Annotated in this window: 18 protein-coding genes and 1 tRNA gene; 14 read left to right on the plus strand and 5 right to left on the minus strand. The window is 63.1% G+C overall.

Going from position 1 to position 16,581, the window contains the following annotated elements; all coding sequences use genetic code 11:
* Nucleotides 1-4: 4 nt before the first annotated feature.
* The 3 genes from tsaD to ACZ5TB_RS12270 are packed head-to-tail and all read left to right on the plus strand — an operon-like array spanning nucleotide 5 to nucleotide 3,580.
* Complete coding sequence (gene tsaD, locus ACZ5TB_RS12260) at nucleotides 5-1,039, plus strand: tRNA (adenosine(37)-N6)-threonylcarbamoyltransferase complex transferase subunit TsaD (RefSeq protein WP_464791432.1); 1,035 nt, start codon at nucleotides 5-7, stop codon at nucleotides 1,037-1,039.
* On the plus strand, nucleotides 1,036-2,007 hold the full coding sequence (locus tag ACZ5TB_RS12265) for an NAD(P)H-dependent glycerol-3-phosphate dehydrogenase (RefSeq protein WP_464791433.1): 972 nt from the start codon (nucleotides 1,036-1,038) through the stop codon (nucleotides 2,005-2,007). Before tsaD ends, ACZ5TB_RS12265 begins: the two co-directional genes overlap by 4 nt.
* Nucleotides 2,008-2,056: 49 nt before the next feature.
* Nucleotides 2,057-3,580, plus strand: a complete 1,524-nt coding sequence (locus tag ACZ5TB_RS12270) for a lipopolysaccharide biosynthesis protein (RefSeq protein WP_464778394.1) — start codon at nucleotides 2,057-2,059, stop codon at nucleotides 3,578-3,580.
* A gap of 61 nt (nucleotides 3,581-3,641) precedes the next feature.
* Here ACZ5TB_RS12270 and ACZ5TB_RS12275 read toward each other — a convergent pair whose 3' ends face one another.
* Nucleotides 3,642-4,646, minus strand: coding sequence for an adenosine kinase (locus tag ACZ5TB_RS12275; RefSeq protein WP_464791434.1), 1,005 nt, complete (start codon nucleotides 4,644-4,646; stop codon nucleotides 3,642-3,644).
* Between the two features lie 109 nt (nucleotides 4,647-4,755).
* On the opposite strand from ACZ5TB_RS12275, the gene ACZ5TB_RS12280 reads away from it, so the two are divergent.
* Both ACZ5TB_RS12280 and ACZ5TB_RS12285 read left to right on the plus strand, forming a co-directional pair.
* Nucleotides 4,756-5,424, plus strand: coding sequence for an EI24 domain-containing protein (locus ACZ5TB_RS12280; protein WP_464791435.1), 669 nt, complete (start codon nucleotides 4,756-4,758; stop codon nucleotides 5,422-5,424).
* 206 nt (nucleotides 5,425-5,630) lie between these two features.
* Entirely contained in the window at nucleotides 5,631-5,789 is a 159-nt protein-coding gene (locus tag ACZ5TB_RS12285; protein WP_464791436.1) for a hypothetical protein, read from the plus strand.
* A gap of 1 nt (nucleotide 5,790) precedes the next feature.
* On the opposite strand, the gene queG is transcribed toward ACZ5TB_RS12285, so the two are convergent.
* The gene (gene queG, locus ACZ5TB_RS12290; protein ID WP_464791437.1) at nucleotides 5,791-6,840 is read right to left on the minus strand and encodes a tRNA epoxyqueuosine(34) reductase QueG; all 1,050 of its coding nucleotides are present in this window, start codon (nucleotides 6,838-6,840) and stop codon (nucleotides 5,791-5,793) included.
* Nucleotides 6,841-6,862: 22 nt separating this feature from the next.
* Here queG and ACZ5TB_RS12295 point away from each other — a divergent pair, with 22 nt between their 5' ends.
* Both ACZ5TB_RS12295 and ACZ5TB_RS12300 read left to right on the plus strand, forming a co-directional pair.
* The gene (locus tag ACZ5TB_RS12295; protein WP_464792553.1) at nucleotides 6,863-7,822 is read left to right on the plus strand and encodes an ABC transporter ATP-binding protein; all 960 of its coding nucleotides are present in this window, start codon (nucleotides 6,863-6,865) and stop codon (nucleotides 7,820-7,822) included.
* Nucleotides 7,822-8,478: an ABC transporter permease family protein gene (locus ACZ5TB_RS12300; protein WP_464791438.1), complete on the plus strand. Its 657-nt coding sequence runs from the start codon at nucleotides 7,822-7,824 to the stop codon at nucleotides 8,476-8,478. The genes ACZ5TB_RS12295 and ACZ5TB_RS12300 overlap by 1 nt, the downstream gene beginning before the upstream one ends.
* Here the strand turns inward: ACZ5TB_RS12300 and ACZ5TB_RS12305 are convergent.
* The 3 genes from ACZ5TB_RS12305 to ACZ5TB_RS12315 form a co-directional block, all read right to left on the minus strand.
* On the minus strand, nucleotides 8,459-8,743 hold the full coding sequence (locus ACZ5TB_RS12305; RefSeq protein WP_464791439.1) for a 3TM-type holin: 285 nt from the start codon (nucleotides 8,741-8,743) through the stop codon (nucleotides 8,459-8,461). The two genes, ACZ5TB_RS12300 and ACZ5TB_RS12305, sit on opposite strands and share 20 nt — an antisense overlap.
* Nucleotides 8,736-9,275 carry a glycoside hydrolase family 108 protein gene (locus ACZ5TB_RS12310; protein WP_464791440.1) on the minus strand — a complete coding sequence of 180 codons (540 nt, stop codon included), beginning with the start codon at nucleotides 9,273-9,275 and terminating at the stop codon, nucleotides 8,736-8,738. Before ACZ5TB_RS12310 ends, ACZ5TB_RS12305 begins: the two co-directional genes overlap by 8 nt.
* A gap of 165 nt (nucleotides 9,276-9,440) precedes the next feature.
* A tRNA-Pro gene (locus tag ACZ5TB_RS12315) sits at nucleotides 9,441-9,517 on the minus strand.
* 185 nt (nucleotides 9,518-9,702) lie between these two features.
* On the opposite strand from ACZ5TB_RS12315, the gene yajC reads away from it, so the two are divergent.
* The 7 genes from yajC to ACZ5TB_RS12350 all read left to right on the plus strand — a co-directional run bounded on the left by yajC (nucleotide 9,703) and on the right by ACZ5TB_RS12350 (nucleotide 16,517).
* Entirely contained in the window at nucleotides 9,703-10,038 is a 336-nt protein-coding gene (yajC, locus tag ACZ5TB_RS12320) for a preprotein translocase subunit YajC (protein ID WP_464778675.1), read from the plus strand.
* Between the two features lie 7 nt (nucleotides 10,039-10,045).
* Nucleotides 10,046-11,644: a protein translocase subunit SecD gene (gene secD / locus ACZ5TB_RS12325; RefSeq protein ID WP_464792554.1), complete on the plus strand. Its 1,599-nt coding sequence runs from the start codon at nucleotides 10,046-10,048 to the stop codon at nucleotides 11,642-11,644.
* Between the two features lie 18 nt (nucleotides 11,645-11,662).
* Complete coding sequence (gene secF, locus ACZ5TB_RS12330; protein ID WP_464778677.1) at nucleotides 11,663-12,649, plus strand: protein translocase subunit SecF; 987 nt, start codon at nucleotides 11,663-11,665, stop codon at nucleotides 12,647-12,649.
* Nucleotides 12,650-12,702: 53 nt separating this feature from the next.
* A complete protein-coding gene (locus ACZ5TB_RS12335; protein ID WP_464792555.1) occupies nucleotides 12,703-13,044 on the plus strand; it encodes an MTH938/NDUFAF3 family protein in 342 nt (113 codons plus the stop codon).
* 134 nt (nucleotides 13,045-13,178) lie between these two features.
* A complete protein-coding gene (locus ACZ5TB_RS12340) occupies nucleotides 13,179-14,297 on the plus strand; it encodes a Ppx/GppA phosphatase family protein (protein WP_196225081.1) in 1,119 nt (372 codons plus the stop codon).
* Nucleotides 14,294-14,968 carry an RlmE family RNA methyltransferase gene (locus ACZ5TB_RS12345; RefSeq protein WP_460987190.1) on the plus strand — a complete coding sequence of 225 codons (675 nt, stop codon included), beginning with the start codon at nucleotides 14,294-14,296 and terminating at the stop codon, nucleotides 14,966-14,968. Before ACZ5TB_RS12340 ends, ACZ5TB_RS12345 begins: the two co-directional genes overlap by 4 nt.
* A 40-nt stretch (nucleotides 14,969-15,008) precedes the next feature.
* Nucleotides 15,009-16,517 carry a YifB family Mg chelatase-like AAA ATPase gene (locus ACZ5TB_RS12350; RefSeq protein ID WP_464791441.1) on the plus strand — a complete coding sequence of 503 codons (1,509 nt, stop codon included), beginning with the start codon at nucleotides 15,009-15,011 and terminating at the stop codon, nucleotides 16,515-16,517.
* Nucleotides 16,518-16,581: the final 64 nt, after the last annotated feature.

The following is a 16,581-nucleotide window of genomic DNA, read 5'->3' on the forward strand; positions in this document are numbered from 1 at the left end:
AGCAATGACGATCATCCTCGGCCTGGAATCTAGCTGCGACGAAACTGCGGCAGCGTTGGTGACGGCTGATGGGAAGATACTTGCCCACCGTCTCGCCACGCAGGAGGAGGCGCACCGCCCCTATGGCGGCGTCGTGCCTGAGATAGCGGCCCGCGCCCATGTCGAGGCATTGGCTCCCCTGATCGAAGCGGCACTCGCCGACGCGGATCTAACTCTGGATCAGGTTGACGTGATCGCCGCGACCGCAGGCCCCGGATTGATCGGCGGCGTGATGGTCGGTCTGGTGACTGGCAAGGCGCTCGCCCATGCCGTCAACAAGCCGCTGGTCGCCGTCAATCATCTCGAAGGCCATGCCCTGTCGCCCCGGCTTGCCGATCCGACGCTGCAATTCCCATATCTGCTGCTGCTGGTTTCCGGCGGGCATTGCCAGTTGCTCCATGTCCGTGGGCCTGGCGATTATGCCCGCCTTGCCACCACGATTGACGATGCCAGTGGCGAGGCGTTCGACAAGACCGCCAAGCTGCTTGGCCTCGGCTATCCCGGTGGTCCGGCGGTCGAGCGGTTTGCGGCAAGCGGCAATCCTAAGGCCGTTCCCCTGCCGCGTCCGCTCGTCGGAACGACCGAGCCGCATTTCTCCTTCGCCGGTCTCAAGAGCGCGGTAATGCGCGCCGCGCAATCGGGACAATATTCGACCGAAGACATCGCCGCGAGTTTCCAGCGGGCAGTGATAGATTGCCTCGTCGATCGGACTGAAAAGCAGCTTGCTGCGCTGGGCGGGATAACCGCCCTGGTCGTTGCGGGTGGGGTTGCCGCCAACGAGTCAATCCGGGCAGCACTCCAGGCGCTGGCCGCGCGGCATGATCTACCTTTTGTCGCGCCACCGCTTTGGCTTTGCACGGACAATGCCGCGATGATCGCCTGGGCCGGCGCGGAACGCTATGCAGCGGGGCTCGTCGATGATCTTACCGTTCCAGCTCGGCCGCGCTGGCCGCTGGATCCGGATGCCGAAAAAGCGCGCGGGGCAGGAGTGAAGGCATGAAGGCGGGTGTCATAGGAGCGGGCGCCTGGGGCACGGCCCTTGCGCAAACCCTTTCGTCGCAAGGTGAGGATGTTCGTCTATGGGCGCTTGAGCCGGACGTCGTCAGCGCCGTAAACCAGGATCATCTCAATCCCCTTTATCTTCCCGGGATTCCCCTTAATCCAGCCGTGCAGGCGACGGGGGACATGGCGGACATGGCTGACCGGGAACTGCTGCTGGTCGTCAGCCCGGCTCAGCACCTGCGCGCTGTCGTAGCGGGACTTCCTGCCGGTATCCCACTCATCCTGTGTTCGAAGGGGATCGAAGCTGGCTCCGGCCTGCTCATGTCGGAAGTCGCCAAGAAGGCCCAGCCCAGTTCGCCGATCGGCGTTTTGTCAGGCCCGACCTTCGCGCATGAAGTCGCGCGGGGGCTTCCCACCGCCGTCACCTTGGCTTGCGATGATGCCCAGCTTGCCGGGCGTATCGCGGCACGTGTCGCCCGCCCCGCCTTTCGTCCCTACCTGTCCGATGACATCGTGGGCGCGGAGATTGGCGGCGCCGTCAAAAATGTGCTCGCCATCGCTTGCGGCGTTGCAGACGGAGCGGGCCTTGGCCTGAATGCCCGCGCATCGCTCATCAGCCGAGGTTTTGCCGAAATGACGCGTTTTGGCCTCGCGCGCGGCGCTCGCGCTGAAACGCTATCAGGCTTGTCAGGTTTGGGCGACCTTGTCCTCACCTGTTCCTCGACCAACTCCCGCAATTTCTCGCTGGGCAAGGGGCTCGGCGAAGGCCGATCGGCTGCCGAACTGCTTGCCAACCGCCGCACGGTAGCTGAAGGCGCCTTTACCGCGCCAGTGCTGCGCGAGGCTGCGCGTGCGGCCTCTGTCGAAATGCCGGTGGTCGAAGCTGTCTGTGCCCTGCTGGAAGACGCGGCCCCTCTGGGCCAAGTCATCGACGCGCTGCTCGCCCGTCCGCTGCGTCCCGAATAAACCCGTCGCCCTGCGATCATTTATTGTTTACCATCCGGCACCAGAGAATATGACGCGACAGGGGGAACCACTTTCTTTGCCGGCTGAGCAGGCTTCCTCCGCGCAACAGGATGACATCGCGGCGCTTGCCAAAGGTGGCCGGACGAACATCTTCGGCTTTCTTCTGCGCCTCGCCGCGCGCTTGCCTTTCCTTTTCATCGCGGGCCGCTGGTATGGTGCCGATGCGCTAGGCCGTTTCGCCTATGCCGTCCTTGTCGTCGAATTCATCGCGCAACTGGCGACGCTGGGGTTGAAGCGCGGTCTGGCTGGCGCGCTGGCTCAGACCGAGCGCCCGCACAGCCATGTCGTCACGGACGCGATGCTTGTGACGCTGATCGCTGCCTCGATCGGCAGCGGCCTACTGGTTGCCTTCCCTCAAGCGATGTTCCCGAACAGCGGCATCAATGGCCTTGACCGCTTGCTCGCTCTCATCGTGATCGCCGTCGCGGGGTCCGACGTTGCGCTCGCCGCCTGTGCCTATCGCTTCGACATTGGGGCAACAGTTCGCGCCAGGTCCATCATAGAACCCTGGGCTATCAGCATTGGCGCCTTCGCCTTCGCATTCTACTCCACGCGCGATGGCCTGATCCTCTCCTACGTCGTTTCCATGATCGCGGCGTTCGTCGCCTCCATCATCCCCATGACTCGCCACTATGGCATACCCTATGGATGGCGCCCCGACTTCGGCAGGCTTTGGCGCCTCGCGCGCCGCAACTTGCCGCTCGCCGCCGCCGATGGCGTGGAATGGGGATCGCGTCGCCTCGACCTCGCCATTCTGGGCCTGTTCGTCAGTCCCGCGATTGTCGGTGTCTACTATGTGGCGCAGCAGGTCGCCTCATTGCCGCAAAAGCTGAAAACCAGCTTCGATCCCATTCTGGGGCCGGTCATCACCCGCAACCTTGCCGAGGGCAATCTTGCCGCCATTGCGCGGCAGGTCAGTCAGGTGGGCTTCTGGATCATCGCTGCGCAGGCGGGTATTGCCCTTGCGCTTGGCATACCCGGCGAGGCGGTGATGGGACTTGTCGGGCCGCATTTCGTTGGCGGCACTGGAGCCTTGGCCTTTCTCCTGCTGGCGGAGGTCGTCGCGGCCACTGCCGTGGTCAGCGAATCCGCGCTGGTATATATCGCTCGCCACCGCAATCTGATGATCTCGCTGTTCATGATCGGATTGCAGGCCGCGCTCAGCTTTGGGCTCATATTGCTGGCGCGCCGATTTGATCTGTCTCCGATGGCGATAGCAGCGGCACCGGCTCTGGCGCTCACCATCGCGCTGGGGGTCGGCGCGCTGGTGAAGGCGCGCCTTTTGTCTCATCTGCTGAAGGCCAAGGTAAATGCCTGGCGCTGGCCATTGCTCAGCGCATGTGGCGCTGCCTGCATTGTGGGGGCTGCCTTCGTTGCTCTGCCGCCCGCACTGGAATGGATCGAACTTGTTTTCGGTGTGGGGACGATCCTGGCGGTCTACGGCTTTGTCATTTGGCGCTGGGGCTTCGGCCCCGATGACCGGGCCTTGTTCCGGCGCCAGAAAGCCGCCTGACCCAAATAAAGCTTAGGCGGCTTGGATTTCCCCGGTCGACGTGGGGGAGCGTTCCGCCGTCTTACCGCCCCAGCCTCGCCCGGATCAGCTTCAGGTCCTGCTCGGGCCGCGCGCCCCAATGGGAAATCACTTCGGCTGCGGCTGCTGCGCCCAGTTCGAGGCAATGATGCACGTCCAGTTCCTCGATATGACCGGCAAGGAATCCCGCGGCGAACAGGTCGCCCGCACCCGTGGTGTCGATCACCTGTGCAACAGGCGCTGCGGGCACCTCATAGCGAACGCCGTCCACCACAGCGATCGCGCCCTTTTCGCTGCGCGTCGATATCAGCACTGGCACGCGTCCGGCGAATGACGCGACGGCTTTGTCAAAGTCATCGATCTGCGCCAGCGACTGAATTTCATGCTCGTTGGAAAAGAGTATGTCGATCAACCCTTGGTCGATGAGTTGCACGAAATCATCCCGATGCCGATCAATGACGAAGCCATCTGACAGCGTGAAGGCAACCTTGCGGCCCGCCCCTTTCGCGGCATCGATCGCGGCGCGCATGGCAGCACGCGGCTGTTCAGGATCCCACAAATAGCCTTCCAGATAGAGGATCGACGCCGAACGGATCAGGTCGAGATCAAGCGCTGATTCCGGCAGAAACTGCGATGCGCCCAGAAAGGTGTTCATCGTGCGTTGAGCGTCCGGCGTCACCAGGATCAGGCAGCGCGCGGTGGGCACCTCGCCCCCCACCGCTGGCGTGTCATAGCGGATACCGAGGGCGCGCACATCATGGGTGAACACATCGCCCAACTGGTCGTCGCGCACCTGCCCGATGAAGGCGCAGCGCTTGCCCAGTGCCGCGAGGCCAGCCAGCGTGTTCGCCGCTGATCCGCCGCTGACCTCCTTGCCCGCGCCCATATCGGCATAGAGCGCCTCGGCCGTCTCCGCGTCGATTAGCTGCATGCCGCCCTTGGTCAGCGCATGTTCGGCAAGGAATGCGTCATCGCTAGGGGCAAGCACGTCGACAATGGCATTGCCGATCGCGACAACATCTAGCGAGGGAGCAGCAGCAGCGGTCACGCGATATCCTTACTCAGAGGCTCAAAATCGCGCCGTGTCTATCGAGCCGTGCTGCTGCGTGCAACGTTGCAGATTGACCATGCGTGCAGAGCGCGGAATAGCGTGCCTCATGGTGATCGCCGCCGCCCTTCGTGCCTTTCCCGTCATTTTCCATCGGGCTGCTCTGCGCCTGTTGGCCAAGACGCTCATGTTGACGCTGCTGATTTTCGCGCTGGCCGGATTGGGTCTTTGGACAGCAGTCCACGCAATACGCGCATATTTCGGCTGGGGCGGTGGCGGCCTGGCGGAAGCTGCCATGACGGCTATGAGCCTCGCCGCGCTTGCATGGCTACTCTTCCGGACCATCGCCATGGCAGTCATGAACCTGTTCGCCGACGACATCGTGGCTGCGGTCGAACGGGACAGCTATCCCGCCGCCGCAGCCGCCGCGCGGCCTCTGGGCTTCGCGCCCAGCTTGCGGCTTGCCCTCGCTTCGGCCGCCCGCACGGCGGGCTGGAACATACTGGCGCTGCCAGTCTACCTCCTTCTTCTGGTCACCGGCGTCGGCGCGGTCCTGCTCTTCCTGGCGCTTAACGCCTATCTCCTCGGTCGCGACCTCAGCGATATGGTGGAACAGCGGCATCCGGGGCTTTTGCCGATCCCCCGCCTCGGCCGGTGGCTCATGGGCCTCGTCTCGGCGCTTATGTTCCTCGTCCCCTTCATCAACTTGCTTGCGCCCGTTTGGAGCGCGGCTATGGCGGTGCACATGCTGCATGGCGTCCGGAACAAGTCACGATGAAAGCCCCCCAACATATCCTTTCGGTCTTGCTTGCGCTGCCACTGGCAGCTTGCGGCGGGTCGATTGTGCCGCCTGCGCCGATGCGCTCGTCTCCAGTTGGTCCGCCCGCCAGCGCCTTCATGAAATCGGGTCCGCTCATGGGAATGGACGCGCGCCACCTTGTCCAGCAATTAGGTACGCCTCGGCTTGATATCCGGGAAAGCACCATGCGTAAGCTCCAGTTCGCTAACGGGCGCTGCGTCCTGGACGCCTATCTTTATGCACCGGCTCGCGGCAAGGAGCCTGTCGTCACCCATGTTGACGCCCGCACCCCCGCAGGGGTCGATACGGATCCGGGTGCCTGCGCTTCAGCGCTGGGGCGGTAGGTCACGACGCAGATAGCCGGTCCACGGCCCACGCCGCCGCTTCCGCCACGACAGGATCGTCATCGCTCAGCAATGGGTGCAATCGCGCCAGCAGGCCGGGGTTCCCGCTATTCCCTGCCGCTATCGCCGCGTTGCGGACCATCCGGTTGCGCCCGATCCGCTTGATCGGCGACCCTGAGAAAACCTCCCGAAACCCCGCATCATCCAAAGCCAGCAGGTCGCCAATTTCAGGCGCAGCCAGTTCCGCCCGCCCCACAAATGCCCGATTTGCCGCTGCCGCATCAGCGAACTTGTTCCACGGACACACCGCCAGACAATCGTCACAGCCGTAGATGCGATTGCCGATCTTCTCGCGAAACTCTGGCGGGATCGGCCCCTTATGTTCGATGGTAAGGTAAGAGATGCACCGCCGCGCATCCACGACATAGGGGGCAGGAAAAGCGTCAGTGGGACAGGCCGACTGGCAGGCAATACAACTGCCGCAATGATCCACTTCGGGCAGGTCGGGTTCCAGGTCCAGCTCGCTATAGATCGCGCCCAGGAACAGCCAGCTGCCATGCGCCCGGCTGACGAGATTGCTGTGCTTCCCCTGCCAGCCCAGACCGGCCGCCATCGCCAGCGGCTTTTCCATCACCGGCGCGGTGTCCACGAAGACCTTAAGCGCGCTCGCCTGCTCCTCGACCAGCCAGCGAGCGAGGCTCTTCAGTCCTTTTTTCACGACGTCATGATAGTCGCGCCCCTGTGCGTAGACGGAAATGCGTCCACGTGTCCCTTCCCCCGCCAGCGCCAGCGGGTCGCGGCCCGGAGCATAGCTCATCCCCAGCATGATGACGCTGCGTACTTCGGGCCACAGCGCGTTTGGCGAGCCGCGCTGCTCCGCGCGCTCCTCCATCCATAGCATCTCGCCATGGCAGCCATCGTCCAGCCATTGGCGCAGCCGTCGCCCGGCTTCGGGCGCGGCGTCCGCGCGCGCGATCGCGCATGCGGCAAAGCCCAGCCGCTGCGCCTGCGCCTTCAGGCGCTGTTCCAAGGTTTCGGTTTGCGTTGGCATGCTGTGCGACTATCAGGAGTGGATGATCCGTAACAATCCGGCTCCCCCTTCGGCCTATGCCGTCGAAGGCCATGCTCTTGTCAAGACATTCGGCAAATTCCGGGCAGTCGATGGCATCGACCTCGCCGTTCCCACTGGCTCCATTTACGGGATTCTCGGGCCTAACGGAGCGGGCAAGACGACCTTGCTCCGCACGCTGCTCGGCATCATCGATCCCGACGAAGGCTCTCGCCGATTGCTGGGGGATGACGTCCCGCTTCGTCAGGCGCGGGCCATCGGCTATCTGCCCGAGGAGCGCGGCCTCTATCCCTCGATGAAGGCGGCGGAAGCGATCGCGTTCATGGGCGCGCTACGCGGGCTGCCGCTGAAAACAGGGCGTCAGCGCGCACGAGAGATGCTGGCCGAACATGGCATGGGCAGCTCGATCGACAAGCCGATCCGTCAACTGTCCAAGGGCATGGCGCAGACCGTCCAGCTATTCGGCACGATCATCCACGAACCCCGGCTGATCGTTCTCGACGAACCTTTCTCCGGACTTGACGCCATCAACCAGGGCAAGCTGGAGCTACTGATCCGCGATCAGGCACGGCGGGGCGTCACCATCCTCTTTTCCACCCACGTCATCGCGCATGCCGAACGCCTCTGTGAACGCATCGCCATCGTCGCGGGCGGCCGCATCAGGTTCGAAGGATCAGTGGGTGAGGCGCGCGACAAGCTGCGCCCGCAGGTTCGCCTGCGGACCCGCGCAAGTGATGGCAGCTGGCGCCGTGCCTTGCCTGCTGAAACGCTGGCGGCCGATGGCGCATGGCATTTTGATCTGCCGGATGAGGGGATCGAGCCGCTGCTCCGGGCTTTGCTCGACGGGCAGGCGGGTATCGAAAGCCTCTCGATCGAACGGCCCGGCCTGCATGACGCATTCGTCTCCATCGCGGGTGCCGCCGCTGCCCAGCAGATGCAGGATGCGGAAGAGGAGCCCGCGTGATGAGCGAAGTTCTGCGCGCGGCTCTGGTTATCGCCCGGCGCGATTTTTCTGCTGTGATCTTTTCAAAGACCTTCATCCTGTTCCTGCTCGGACCCTTGTTCCCGGTCGTGATCGTCATGGCGTTTGGCGGTCTGGGTGAAAAGATCACGACTGAAAGCCTGCGCCCCACCGTCGGCATCGCCATGGCGAAGGAGGATGTGGTGCGCATGGAACGTGCCCATGACATTCTTGCCGCCCGATTGGGGGCGGACAACCTCCCTCGCCTGCAACGCGCGCCCAAGGGAGCGCCGCGCGCCTTGCTCATGCGGCCCGACGCCCGCTTCATCGCCATCGTGTCGGGCACGATCACCCATCCTGTGCTCACCGGCAAAGCCGACGATCTCGCCATGCTGGAAGGCGACATCAGCCTGCTCGCAAGCGCGGCTGTTGCTGGCGAACAGCTACCCCATGTACGCATCGAGAAACAGCTTGTTACGGCCAGCGCGGGCGCCGAGGCGCAATCGCGACTGTTGACGGGCCGGGCCGCGCAAGTCCTGATATTCCTGCTCACCATGCTTCTCGCGGGCATGGTTCTGTCCAACCTTGTGGAGGAAAAAACCAACAAGGTGATCGAAATCCTCGAAGCGCAATCCCCTCCTACCGCTCGACGCCCTTAACCTTCCCCCATGTCCGCGCCGCCGTATATCCAAGATACCCCGTGCCAAACAGCGCATAGAGCGGCTCGGGCAGCGCCTCGAAATAGCCCCGCATCGCCCGGACGATCGCCGCCGCGCCCTCCGGCCACATACCCCCGATCAGCCCCACCGGCACCGACCACAGCAGCAGGGCGTACATGACGTAAAGAAAGGCTGGCCGCGCCCACAGCGTCCAGCGATCGGCGCGCCGCCTCCGGTTGCCCGTTGCCGTCCTATCTCTAACCAACACGGTTCGCCAACCAGCCGTAGAGGAAGGCCTCGTTGGCGGGTCTGCTCTCCGCCAGCGCCAGATAACGCTCCCCTTGCAGGGCCTCGATCGCCTTTAGCAGCACCTTCTCCCCTGCCTTCCCGCGCAGCGCCATGAACGCGCGCAGCGCCGCCAACGTCTTCGCGCCGATCGTGCGGTCGACCTTCAGGTCGGGATAGTCCTTCTGATTGCGATTAAGCGCGTTGAGCGCACGTTGCAGGAACCCGGTGGCGGTGCCCGGCCCCATATTCACCGCGCTGTCGAACAATTCGGCGGCGACGTCCGGCGCGACCTCCGCGACAAAGGCATAGCCCGGCCGTTCCCAATAAAGCCTTCGGTAGATCGTCTCGGCCAGCGTCCGAGGCAATTTCCGCATGTCGCCAGCATAGCCATTGGCCCGCGCGACGGCCTGCGTGATCCCGAAATTCGTGGGTCCGCCGCGATCCGCCGGATGATGGCCATAGCCACCTTCGCGCGCGATCACCTCGTCAATAATTGCCGAAATATCCATGAAGCCGCCTCCTTCGTCGAATGAGGCAGGGCATTTATCCCATTTGGTTAGCTGTAGGACAGCAAAATTTCGCGTCTGGCGCAAAAATAGGAAAAATAGGATTTGCCGGGGAAGGAAAGGCGAGCCCGCAAAAACGCGTTCTTTTCGCCATTTCCTTCATGAATTTGGTCGGGACGAGAGGATTCGAACCTCCGACCCCCACACCCCCAGTGTGATGCGCTACCAGGCTGCGCTACGTCCCGACCGGAGCGGCGGCACATAGAAGCATGTTTCAGAACATGCAAGCGTTTCGGCGCGCGCTTTTTGCCGCTTTCTTCCTTCCCTAATCATGTTGCCTCCCTGTCCCGATCTGTGTTAGCCGCGCGCCTTTGATCCGCAGGCATTTGCCTGTCTGCGGCTGGACAAGAGATAAGGCGAAAGTCCCACCATGTTCATTACCCCAGCCTTTGCCCAGACCGCGGGCGAACAGTCGTCCGGTGCCTCCATGCTGGTGCAGATGGCACCGCTCGTCCTCATCTTCGTGGTTTTCTACTTCCTCCTGATCCGTCCCCAGCAGAAGCGGATGAAGGAACACAAGGCGAAGATCGGCGCCGTCAAGAAGGGCGATCAGGTCGTGACTGGCGGGGGACTCGTTGGCAAGGTAGCCCGCGTCGACGAGTTCTACGTCGATGTCGAACTCGCACCGGGCATGAAGGTGAAGGCGGTCAAATCGACGCTCACCGATGTCATCGATCCGGCGACCGCCAAGCCTGCGAACGACTGATCGGCCGATGCTGAACTTCTCGCGCTGGACTATCGCAGCGATCCTGCTGCCTTTGTTGATCGGCATCACCTGCGCCATCCCCAGCTTCCTGCCGGACTCCGCAGTGCAGCGGCTGCCCGGATTCTTGCAGACCCGAGTGAATCTTGGCCTTGACCTTTCCGGTGGTAGCCATCTTCTGCTCGAAGCATCGACGCAGGACGTGGCGAAGCAGCGTCTAGCCAACATGGAGGAGCAGGTCCGCACCGAGCTTCGGCGCGGCAGCCCGCGCATCTCGGTCGGGGACATTTCCAGCCGCGACGGGAAGCTGAGCTTCATGGTCCGCGATCCCTCGCAGGTCGATGCTGCGGTGGAACGCATCCGTCCGCTTACACAGGGCGCGGGCCTCACGGGGCAGCGCGACTTCAATGTCGAGGTAGTCAACAGTTCGACGATCGTGATCACGCCGACCGAGGCGGGGATCGACAATGCGGTCAAGAGCGCGATGGAGGTGGCAACCGAAGTCATCCGCAAGCGCATTGACGAAATGGGCACGCGCGAGCCGACCATCCAGCAGCAGGGCGGCAATCGCATCGTCGTGCAGGTGCCCGGCCTCCAGAATCCGAAGGCATTGAAGGACCTGCTCGGCCAGACCGCCAAGCTGGAATTCAAGCTGGTCGATACCAGTGCCAATCCGTCGGAAGTTGCTCAGGGCCGCGCGCCGGTCGGCAGCGAAGTGCTTCCTTATCCGGGCAACCCATCCGGCGTTCCGGCGATCGCGGTCAAGCGCCAGGTCATGGTGTCCGGCGAAGACCTGACCGACGCGACGCAGGGCTACGACCAGAGCAACCAGGCGATCGTCAACATCCGCTTCAATGGGTCAGGCGGGCGCAAGTTCGGCCAGGTGACGTCCCAGAATGTCAACCGGCCCTTTGCCATCATCCTGGACGGCCAAGTCCTGTCGGCACCCAACATCAATGAACCGATCCTCGGTGGCTCCGCCCAGATCAGCGGCAATTTCACCGTTGAAAGCGCCAACCAGCTCGCCATCGCCCTGCGATCGGGCAAGCTGCCAGTCGCCCTGACCGTAGTGGAAGAGCGCACCGTTGGCCCACAGCTCGGCGCCGATTCAATCCGCGCCGGATTGCTGGCTTCAGTGATCGCGGTAGCGGCGGTCGCCATCTTCATGTTCGCCAGCTACGGCCGCTTTGGCATGTATGCGAACCTGGCGGTCGCCATCAACGTGCTCGTCATCCTTGGCGTCATGGGGATGTTGGGGGCGACGCTGACGCTTCCGGGGATCGCGGGCTTCGTCCTGACCATTGGCACGGCCGTCGATGCCAACGTCCTTATTTATGAGCGTATCCGCGAAGAACGGCGACGCGGGCGCGGCGTGGTCCAGGCGATCGAGTTCGGTTACAAGGAAGCGAGCCGGACGATTTTCGAAGCGAACGTGACTCACGCCATTGCTGGCGGCATCATGCTCGCGCTTGGCTCCGGCCCGGTCAAGGGCTTCGCTATCGTGCTATTGATCGGCATCGCGACCAGCGTGTTCACCGCCGTGACCTTCACCCGCCTGCTCGCGTCTCGCTGGCTTCGTGCCAAGCGCCCGACCGAAATCCACATTTAAGGGGCCGGGAGAAAACCCATGAAACTTCTTAAGCTCGTCCCCGACAATACCAACATCGGCTTCGTGAAGCTGCGCCATTGGGCGTTCGCCCTTACCGCGCTGCTGACCGTGCTCGCCGTGGGCGCGACGATCCATCGTGGGCTCAACCTTGGCGTCGATTTCGTCGGCGGCCTGATGATAGAGGCCCGGTTCCAGCAACCGGCGCAGCTCGATCGGGTTCGCACGACGATTGACGGGCTCGGAGTAGGCGACGGATCGCTGCAACAGTTCGGCGATCCCAAAACCGTGCAAATCCGTCTGCCGCTACCCGAAGAGGGCGGAGCAGGCGCGGCCAATGCCATCGTGGAAAAGGCGCGCAAGGCGCTCACCGCTGAATTTCCCGGTGTTACCTTCTCCCGCTATGACACTGTGTCGGGCAAGGTGTCGGGCGAATTGATCCAGAATGGCGTGCTGGCGGTGATGCTGGCGGTGATCGGTATCGCGATCTTCTCCTGGTTCCGCTATGAATGGCAGTTCGGCGTTTCCACCTTTGTCGCGATCATGCACGACGTGTTGATGACGCTTGGTTTCTTTGCGATTACCCAGCTGGAATTCGACCTGAACATCGTCGCTGCCGTTCTCACGATTGTCGGCTACTCGATCAATGACAAGATGGTGATCGACGACCGTATCCGCGAAAATATGCGGAAATATCGCAAGATGGATATGAAGGCGCTCATCGACCTTTCGGTCAACGAAACGCTGCCTCGAACCGTGATGACCTCGGTCACGATCATGCTCGCACTGGGCGCTCTGTTGCTGTTCGGCGGCCATGTGCTGCGTGGCTTCACCGCGGCCATGATGTTGGGCATCATCGTCGGCACCTATTCGTCGGTATATGTTTCGTCGTCACTGTTGATCACGTTGGGGCTCTCGCCGCAGGTCGCAGACCGGAAAGCGAGCAAGTCGAACATCGCCGCCCAGGCAGAGCGTATGGGCCCGCGTGATGACGGGGCGCGGCCCTGACCGACAGGCGCACTGGTATCGAATTGCGCCGTGATGAGACGGGGCAGGGGCCGATCGTAACCGGCTTTTCGGGAAGAGGCTTTCGCGTCAGGGATGACGTCTTCCCTGAAGGGCTGTTGCTCACCCCGGTCCGCGCATCGAGGTGGAGTGATGCGCCTTCTCCTGAGCAGCTAACGCTTGCCTCTTTGGGTGATCTTCTGACGATCGACCCCCAGCCCGAATTTCTCTTGCTTGGCACCGGGCGAGGTTTGCGTCAGCCGCCCCGGGTTTTCGTTCGCGAACTCGAAAATATGGGCATCGGCGTGGAAGTGATGGACAGCCGTGCCGCAGCCCGCGCCTGGGGCGTGTTGCGGGCAGAAGAGCGCTGGATCGTGGCGGCCTTGCTCCCGCTTTGACAGGTGCGGCGCTCGCCAGCGCACTATGTCATTGGCTTTTCTGGCGCCGTCTTGCGCTTTGCGCGGCATCCGCATAGTTTGGCATCAAGTTCCGCCACCTGTCGGTGTCGGCGAAGAAGAGAAGTGATCCGGCCATGGTGCAGCAAAGCCGCCCATCGCCGCAGAGTTCCGGTCCCGCCGGGGGTGTTTCGGGCAAAGCTGCCCGCTCCGGTCAGGGTAATGGGAGCACGGCTGCGGCCATACCTCCCCCGTCGAAGCAGCGGGGCTCATTGCCTCATCCGCCGCGTGGCAGGCGGTCTTATGCTGCGATAGATCTGGGCACCAACAATTGCCGACTGCTGATCGCCAAACCATCGGCTGACGGCTTCATCGTCGTCGATGCCTTTTCTCGTATCGTGCGATTGGGTGAAGGCCTGGCTGCGACCGGACGGATCAGTGACGCCGCGATCGACCGAGCGATTGCCGCGCTTTCCGTATGCGCTGACAAGCTGCGGCGAAGGCACGTGACATTGGCACGGTCTGTCGCGACCGAAGCATGCCGCCGTGCTGTTAATGGCGCGGAATTCATCCAGCGCGTCTATCGGGAGACGGGGATCGCTCTCGACATCATCAGTGCGCAGGAAGAGGCGCGGCTTGCCGTCATGGGCTGTCACGCGCTGCTGGAGCCAGGCGATGGCCCTGCATTGATCTTCGACATCGGCGGCGGATCGACCGAACTGGTGCTGGTCGATGCAAATCGGGCGGGTGCGCCGCACATCGTCGATTGGGTCAGCGCGCCATGGGGTGTGGTGTCGCTTACCGAAAGCGAGTTGTTCGATCATGCCGATCAGAATGAGCGTCTGGCTGCCTACGGCCGAATGCGGTCGCGGGTGGCGGATGCTTTTGCGCCACTCGCCCGCCGCTTGCCGCGACAAACTTCCTCGATACGTTTGCTGGGTACATCGGGCACGGTGACGACACTCGCCAGCGTGCATCTCAATCTGCCGCGCTACGATCGGCAAGCGATCGATGGGCTGATTGTGCCCTCGACATCGATGCGGTCGATTTCAGGCAGGCTATCCACCATGTCGTTGGCCGAACGGCAGAAATTACCATGTATTGGTTCTGAGCGAGCCGATCTGGTAGTGGCCGGATGCGCCATCCTGGAATCTATCCTGGACATCTGGCCCGCCGAGCGGTTGGGCGTGGCTGATCGCGGCATTCGCGAGGGTATATTGCGCGGCCTTATGGATCGCGATGGAGCAATGATGTGAGAGGTGCGGGCGCCGGCAAGGTTCGGGTCAAATCGGCAAAAGGGCGGACGGCGCAATCGACCCGCTGGTTGGAGCGTCAGCTGAACGACCCCTATGTTCGCAAGGCAAAGGCGGAGGGGTGGAGAAGTCGAGCCGCCTTCAAGCTGATCGAACTGGATGAGAAGTTCCATTTCGTGAAGGGTTCACGCGCCGTCGTCGATCTGGGCGTCGCGCCCGGTGGCTGGGCGCAGGTGGTGCGCAAGCTCTCGCCCAAGGCGAAGGTCGTGGGCATAGATTTGCTGCCGACCGACCCAATCCCGGGCGTCACGCTGTTCCAGATGGATTTCATGGATGACAAGGCGCCCGCTGCTCTCGCCGAAGCTCTGGGCGATGCGCCTGATCTTGTGATTTCCGACATGGCCGCGAACACTGTTGGCCATCCGCAGACCGATCACCTGCGCACCATGGCGTTGGTCGAGGCAGCGGCCTGGTTTGCAGTAGAAAATCTCCGCAAAGGCGGAACGTTCGTGGCCAAGGTGTTCGCGGGCGGGACTGATGCTGATCTGCTTGCGGTGTTGAAGAAGCATTTTACGACGATCAAGCACGCGAAGCCGCCCGCCAGCCGCAAAGGCAGCGTGGAATGGTATGTCGTGGCGCAGGGTTTCAAGGGACGGCCCGACGAACAGGGCTGACGCAGCCACGCGCAGCGTTTTTCAGAAAAATGGGGGCACATTGGTTTCGACGGTATCGACGGTCGCCTATCTCGGGCTGGACGCGCGCAGCGTGGAGGTGCAGTGCCAACTCGTTCCGGGCCTTCCGAACTTCATCCTCGTCGGCTTGCCGGACAAGGCGGTGGCGGAAAGCCGCGAGCGGGTGCGCAATGCCATCGCCGCGATCGGCCTGTCCCTTCCGCCCAAGCGTATCACGATAAATCTTTCACCTGCGGACCTCCCCAAGGAAGGATCGCATTTCGATCTCCCCATTGCCCTTGCGCTGCTCGGCGCCATGGGGGTGATCGATGCGGAGACGCTGTCTGGCTATGTCGTCGTGGGAGAATTGGGGCTTGATGGCCGCATCGCTTCCACCCCCGGCGTGCTGCTCGCCGCATTACATGCTGGCGAAAAAGAGTTGGGCCTCATCTGCCCGGTCGCTCAGGGACCGGAAGCAGCCTGGGCGGGCCAGGTGGAGGTCATCGCCGCCCCGGACCTTCTGAGTTTGCTCAACCACTTCAAAGGCAATGCCGCGCTTTCCCCGCCACAGCCGGGCGTCGTGGAGGTTCCGCATCGCACGGCAGATCTGCGCCAGGTGAAGGGGCAGGAAACTGCTAAGCGTGCGCTGGAGATCGCCGCAGCCGGAGGCCACAACCTGTTGATGGTGGGACCACCGGGCGCAGGCAAGTCGCTGATGGCAAGTTGCCTGCCGGGTATCCTGCCGCAACTCACTCCGGCCGAAGCGCTGGAAACGTCGATGGTAGCGAGCGTTGCAGGTTCCCTGGAAGGCGGCCGCATCAGCCGGGCGCGGCCGTTTCGCAATCCCCATCACAGCGCATCGATGGCGGCGCTGGTCGGCGGAGGGCACAAGGTGCGGCCGGGTGAGGTCAGCATGGCGCATCTGGGTGTGCTCTTCCTCGACGAGCTGCCCGAGTTTCAGCGCACAGTACTGGATTCTCTGCGCCAGCCGCTGGAAACGGGCGAAGTTACGGTCGCTCGAGCTAACGTTCATGTGACCTTTCCGGCGCGGGTGCAGCTGGTTGCCGCCATGAATCCCTGCCGCTGCGGCCATCTTGCTGATCCGGCCCTTGCCTGCTCACGCGCGCCGCGCTGTGCGGCAGATTATCAGGCGAAGGTTTCGGGGCCACTGCTTGACCGTATCGATCTGCATGTCGAGGTTCAGGCGGTAACGGCGGCAGATCTCGTTCTGCCTCCCCCCACTGAAGGTTCGGTGGAGGTGGCGGGCAGGGTGGCGGCCGCGCGCGACCGCCAGACGCAGCGCTATGCCGGAACCCGCGTGCGAACCAATGCGGAAGTCGATGGAGAGCGGCTTGAGGAAGTTGCCGGTCCTGATGCTGCTGGGCGGGAACTGCTGGCGCAGGCGGCGGCGGCGATGAAGCTCTCTGCCCGGGGCTATACCCGGGTATTGCGCGTAGCCCGGACGATCGCCGACCTCTCGGGCGCGGAACAGGTCGGCCGCGTACATGTGGCTGAAGCGCTCAGCTACAGGCGGCGGGCTCCAGTCAACTGATCCGGAAGGTTTCGGTTAGCCTCACCCTTGAGCCCCCCCGAGTATCGGCCGTCGAAGTGGCGGA

It is taken from the genome of Sphingobium sp. TomTYG74, assembly GCF_055393875.1.

Bases quoted from the DNA above. Each gene is read 5' to 3' on its own strand.
- ACZ5TB_RS12265 (WP_464791433.1), top strand. From the start codon at position 1,036: ATGAAGGCGGGTGTCATAGGAGCGGGCGCCTGGGGCACGGCCCTTGCG.
- ACZ5TB_RS12280 (WP_464791435.1), top strand. From the start codon at position 4,756: ATGGTGATCGCCGCCGCCCTTCGTGCCTTTCCCGTCATTTTCCATCGG.
- ACZ5TB_RS12295 (WP_464792553.1), top strand. From the start codon at position 6,863: ATGATCCGTAACAATCCGGCTCCCCCTTCGGCCTATGCCGTCGAAGGC.
- ACZ5TB_RS12340 (WP_196225081.1), top strand. From the start codon at position 13,179: ATGGTGCAGCAAAGCCGCCCATCGCCGCAGAGTTCCGGTCCCGCCGGG.
- secF (WP_464778677.1), top strand. From the start codon at position 11,663: ATGAAACTTCTTAAGCTCGTCCCCGACAATACCAACATCGGCTTCGTG.
- ACZ5TB_RS12300 (WP_464791438.1), top strand. From the start codon at position 7,822: ATGAGCGAAGTTCTGCGCGCGGCTCTGGTTATCGCCCGGCGCGATTTT.
- ACZ5TB_RS12285 (WP_464791436.1), top strand. From the start codon at position 5,631: ATGCGTAAGCTCCAGTTCGCTAACGGGCGCTGCGTCCTGGACGCCTAT.
- yajC (WP_464778675.1), top strand. From the start codon at position 9,703: ATGTTCATTACCCCAGCCTTTGCCCAGACCGCGGGCGAACAGTCGTCC.
- secD (WP_464792554.1), top strand. From the start codon at position 10,046: ATGCTGAACTTCTCGCGCTGGACTATCGCAGCGATCCTGCTGCCTTTG.
- queG (WP_464791437.1), bottom strand. From the start codon at position 6,840: ATGCCAACGCAAACCGAAACCTTGGAACAGCGCCTGAAGGCGCAGGCG.
- tsaD (WP_464791432.1), top strand. From the start codon at position 5: ATGACGATCATCCTCGGCCTGGAATCTAGCTGCGACGAAACTGCGGCA.
- ACZ5TB_RS12270 (WP_464778394.1), top strand. From the start codon at position 2,057: ATGACGCGACAGGGGGAACCACTTTCTTTGCCGGCTGAGCAGGCTTCC.
- ACZ5TB_RS12310 (WP_464791440.1), bottom strand. From the start codon at position 9,275: ATGGATATTTCGGCAATTATTGACGAGGTGATCGCGCGCGAAGGTGGC.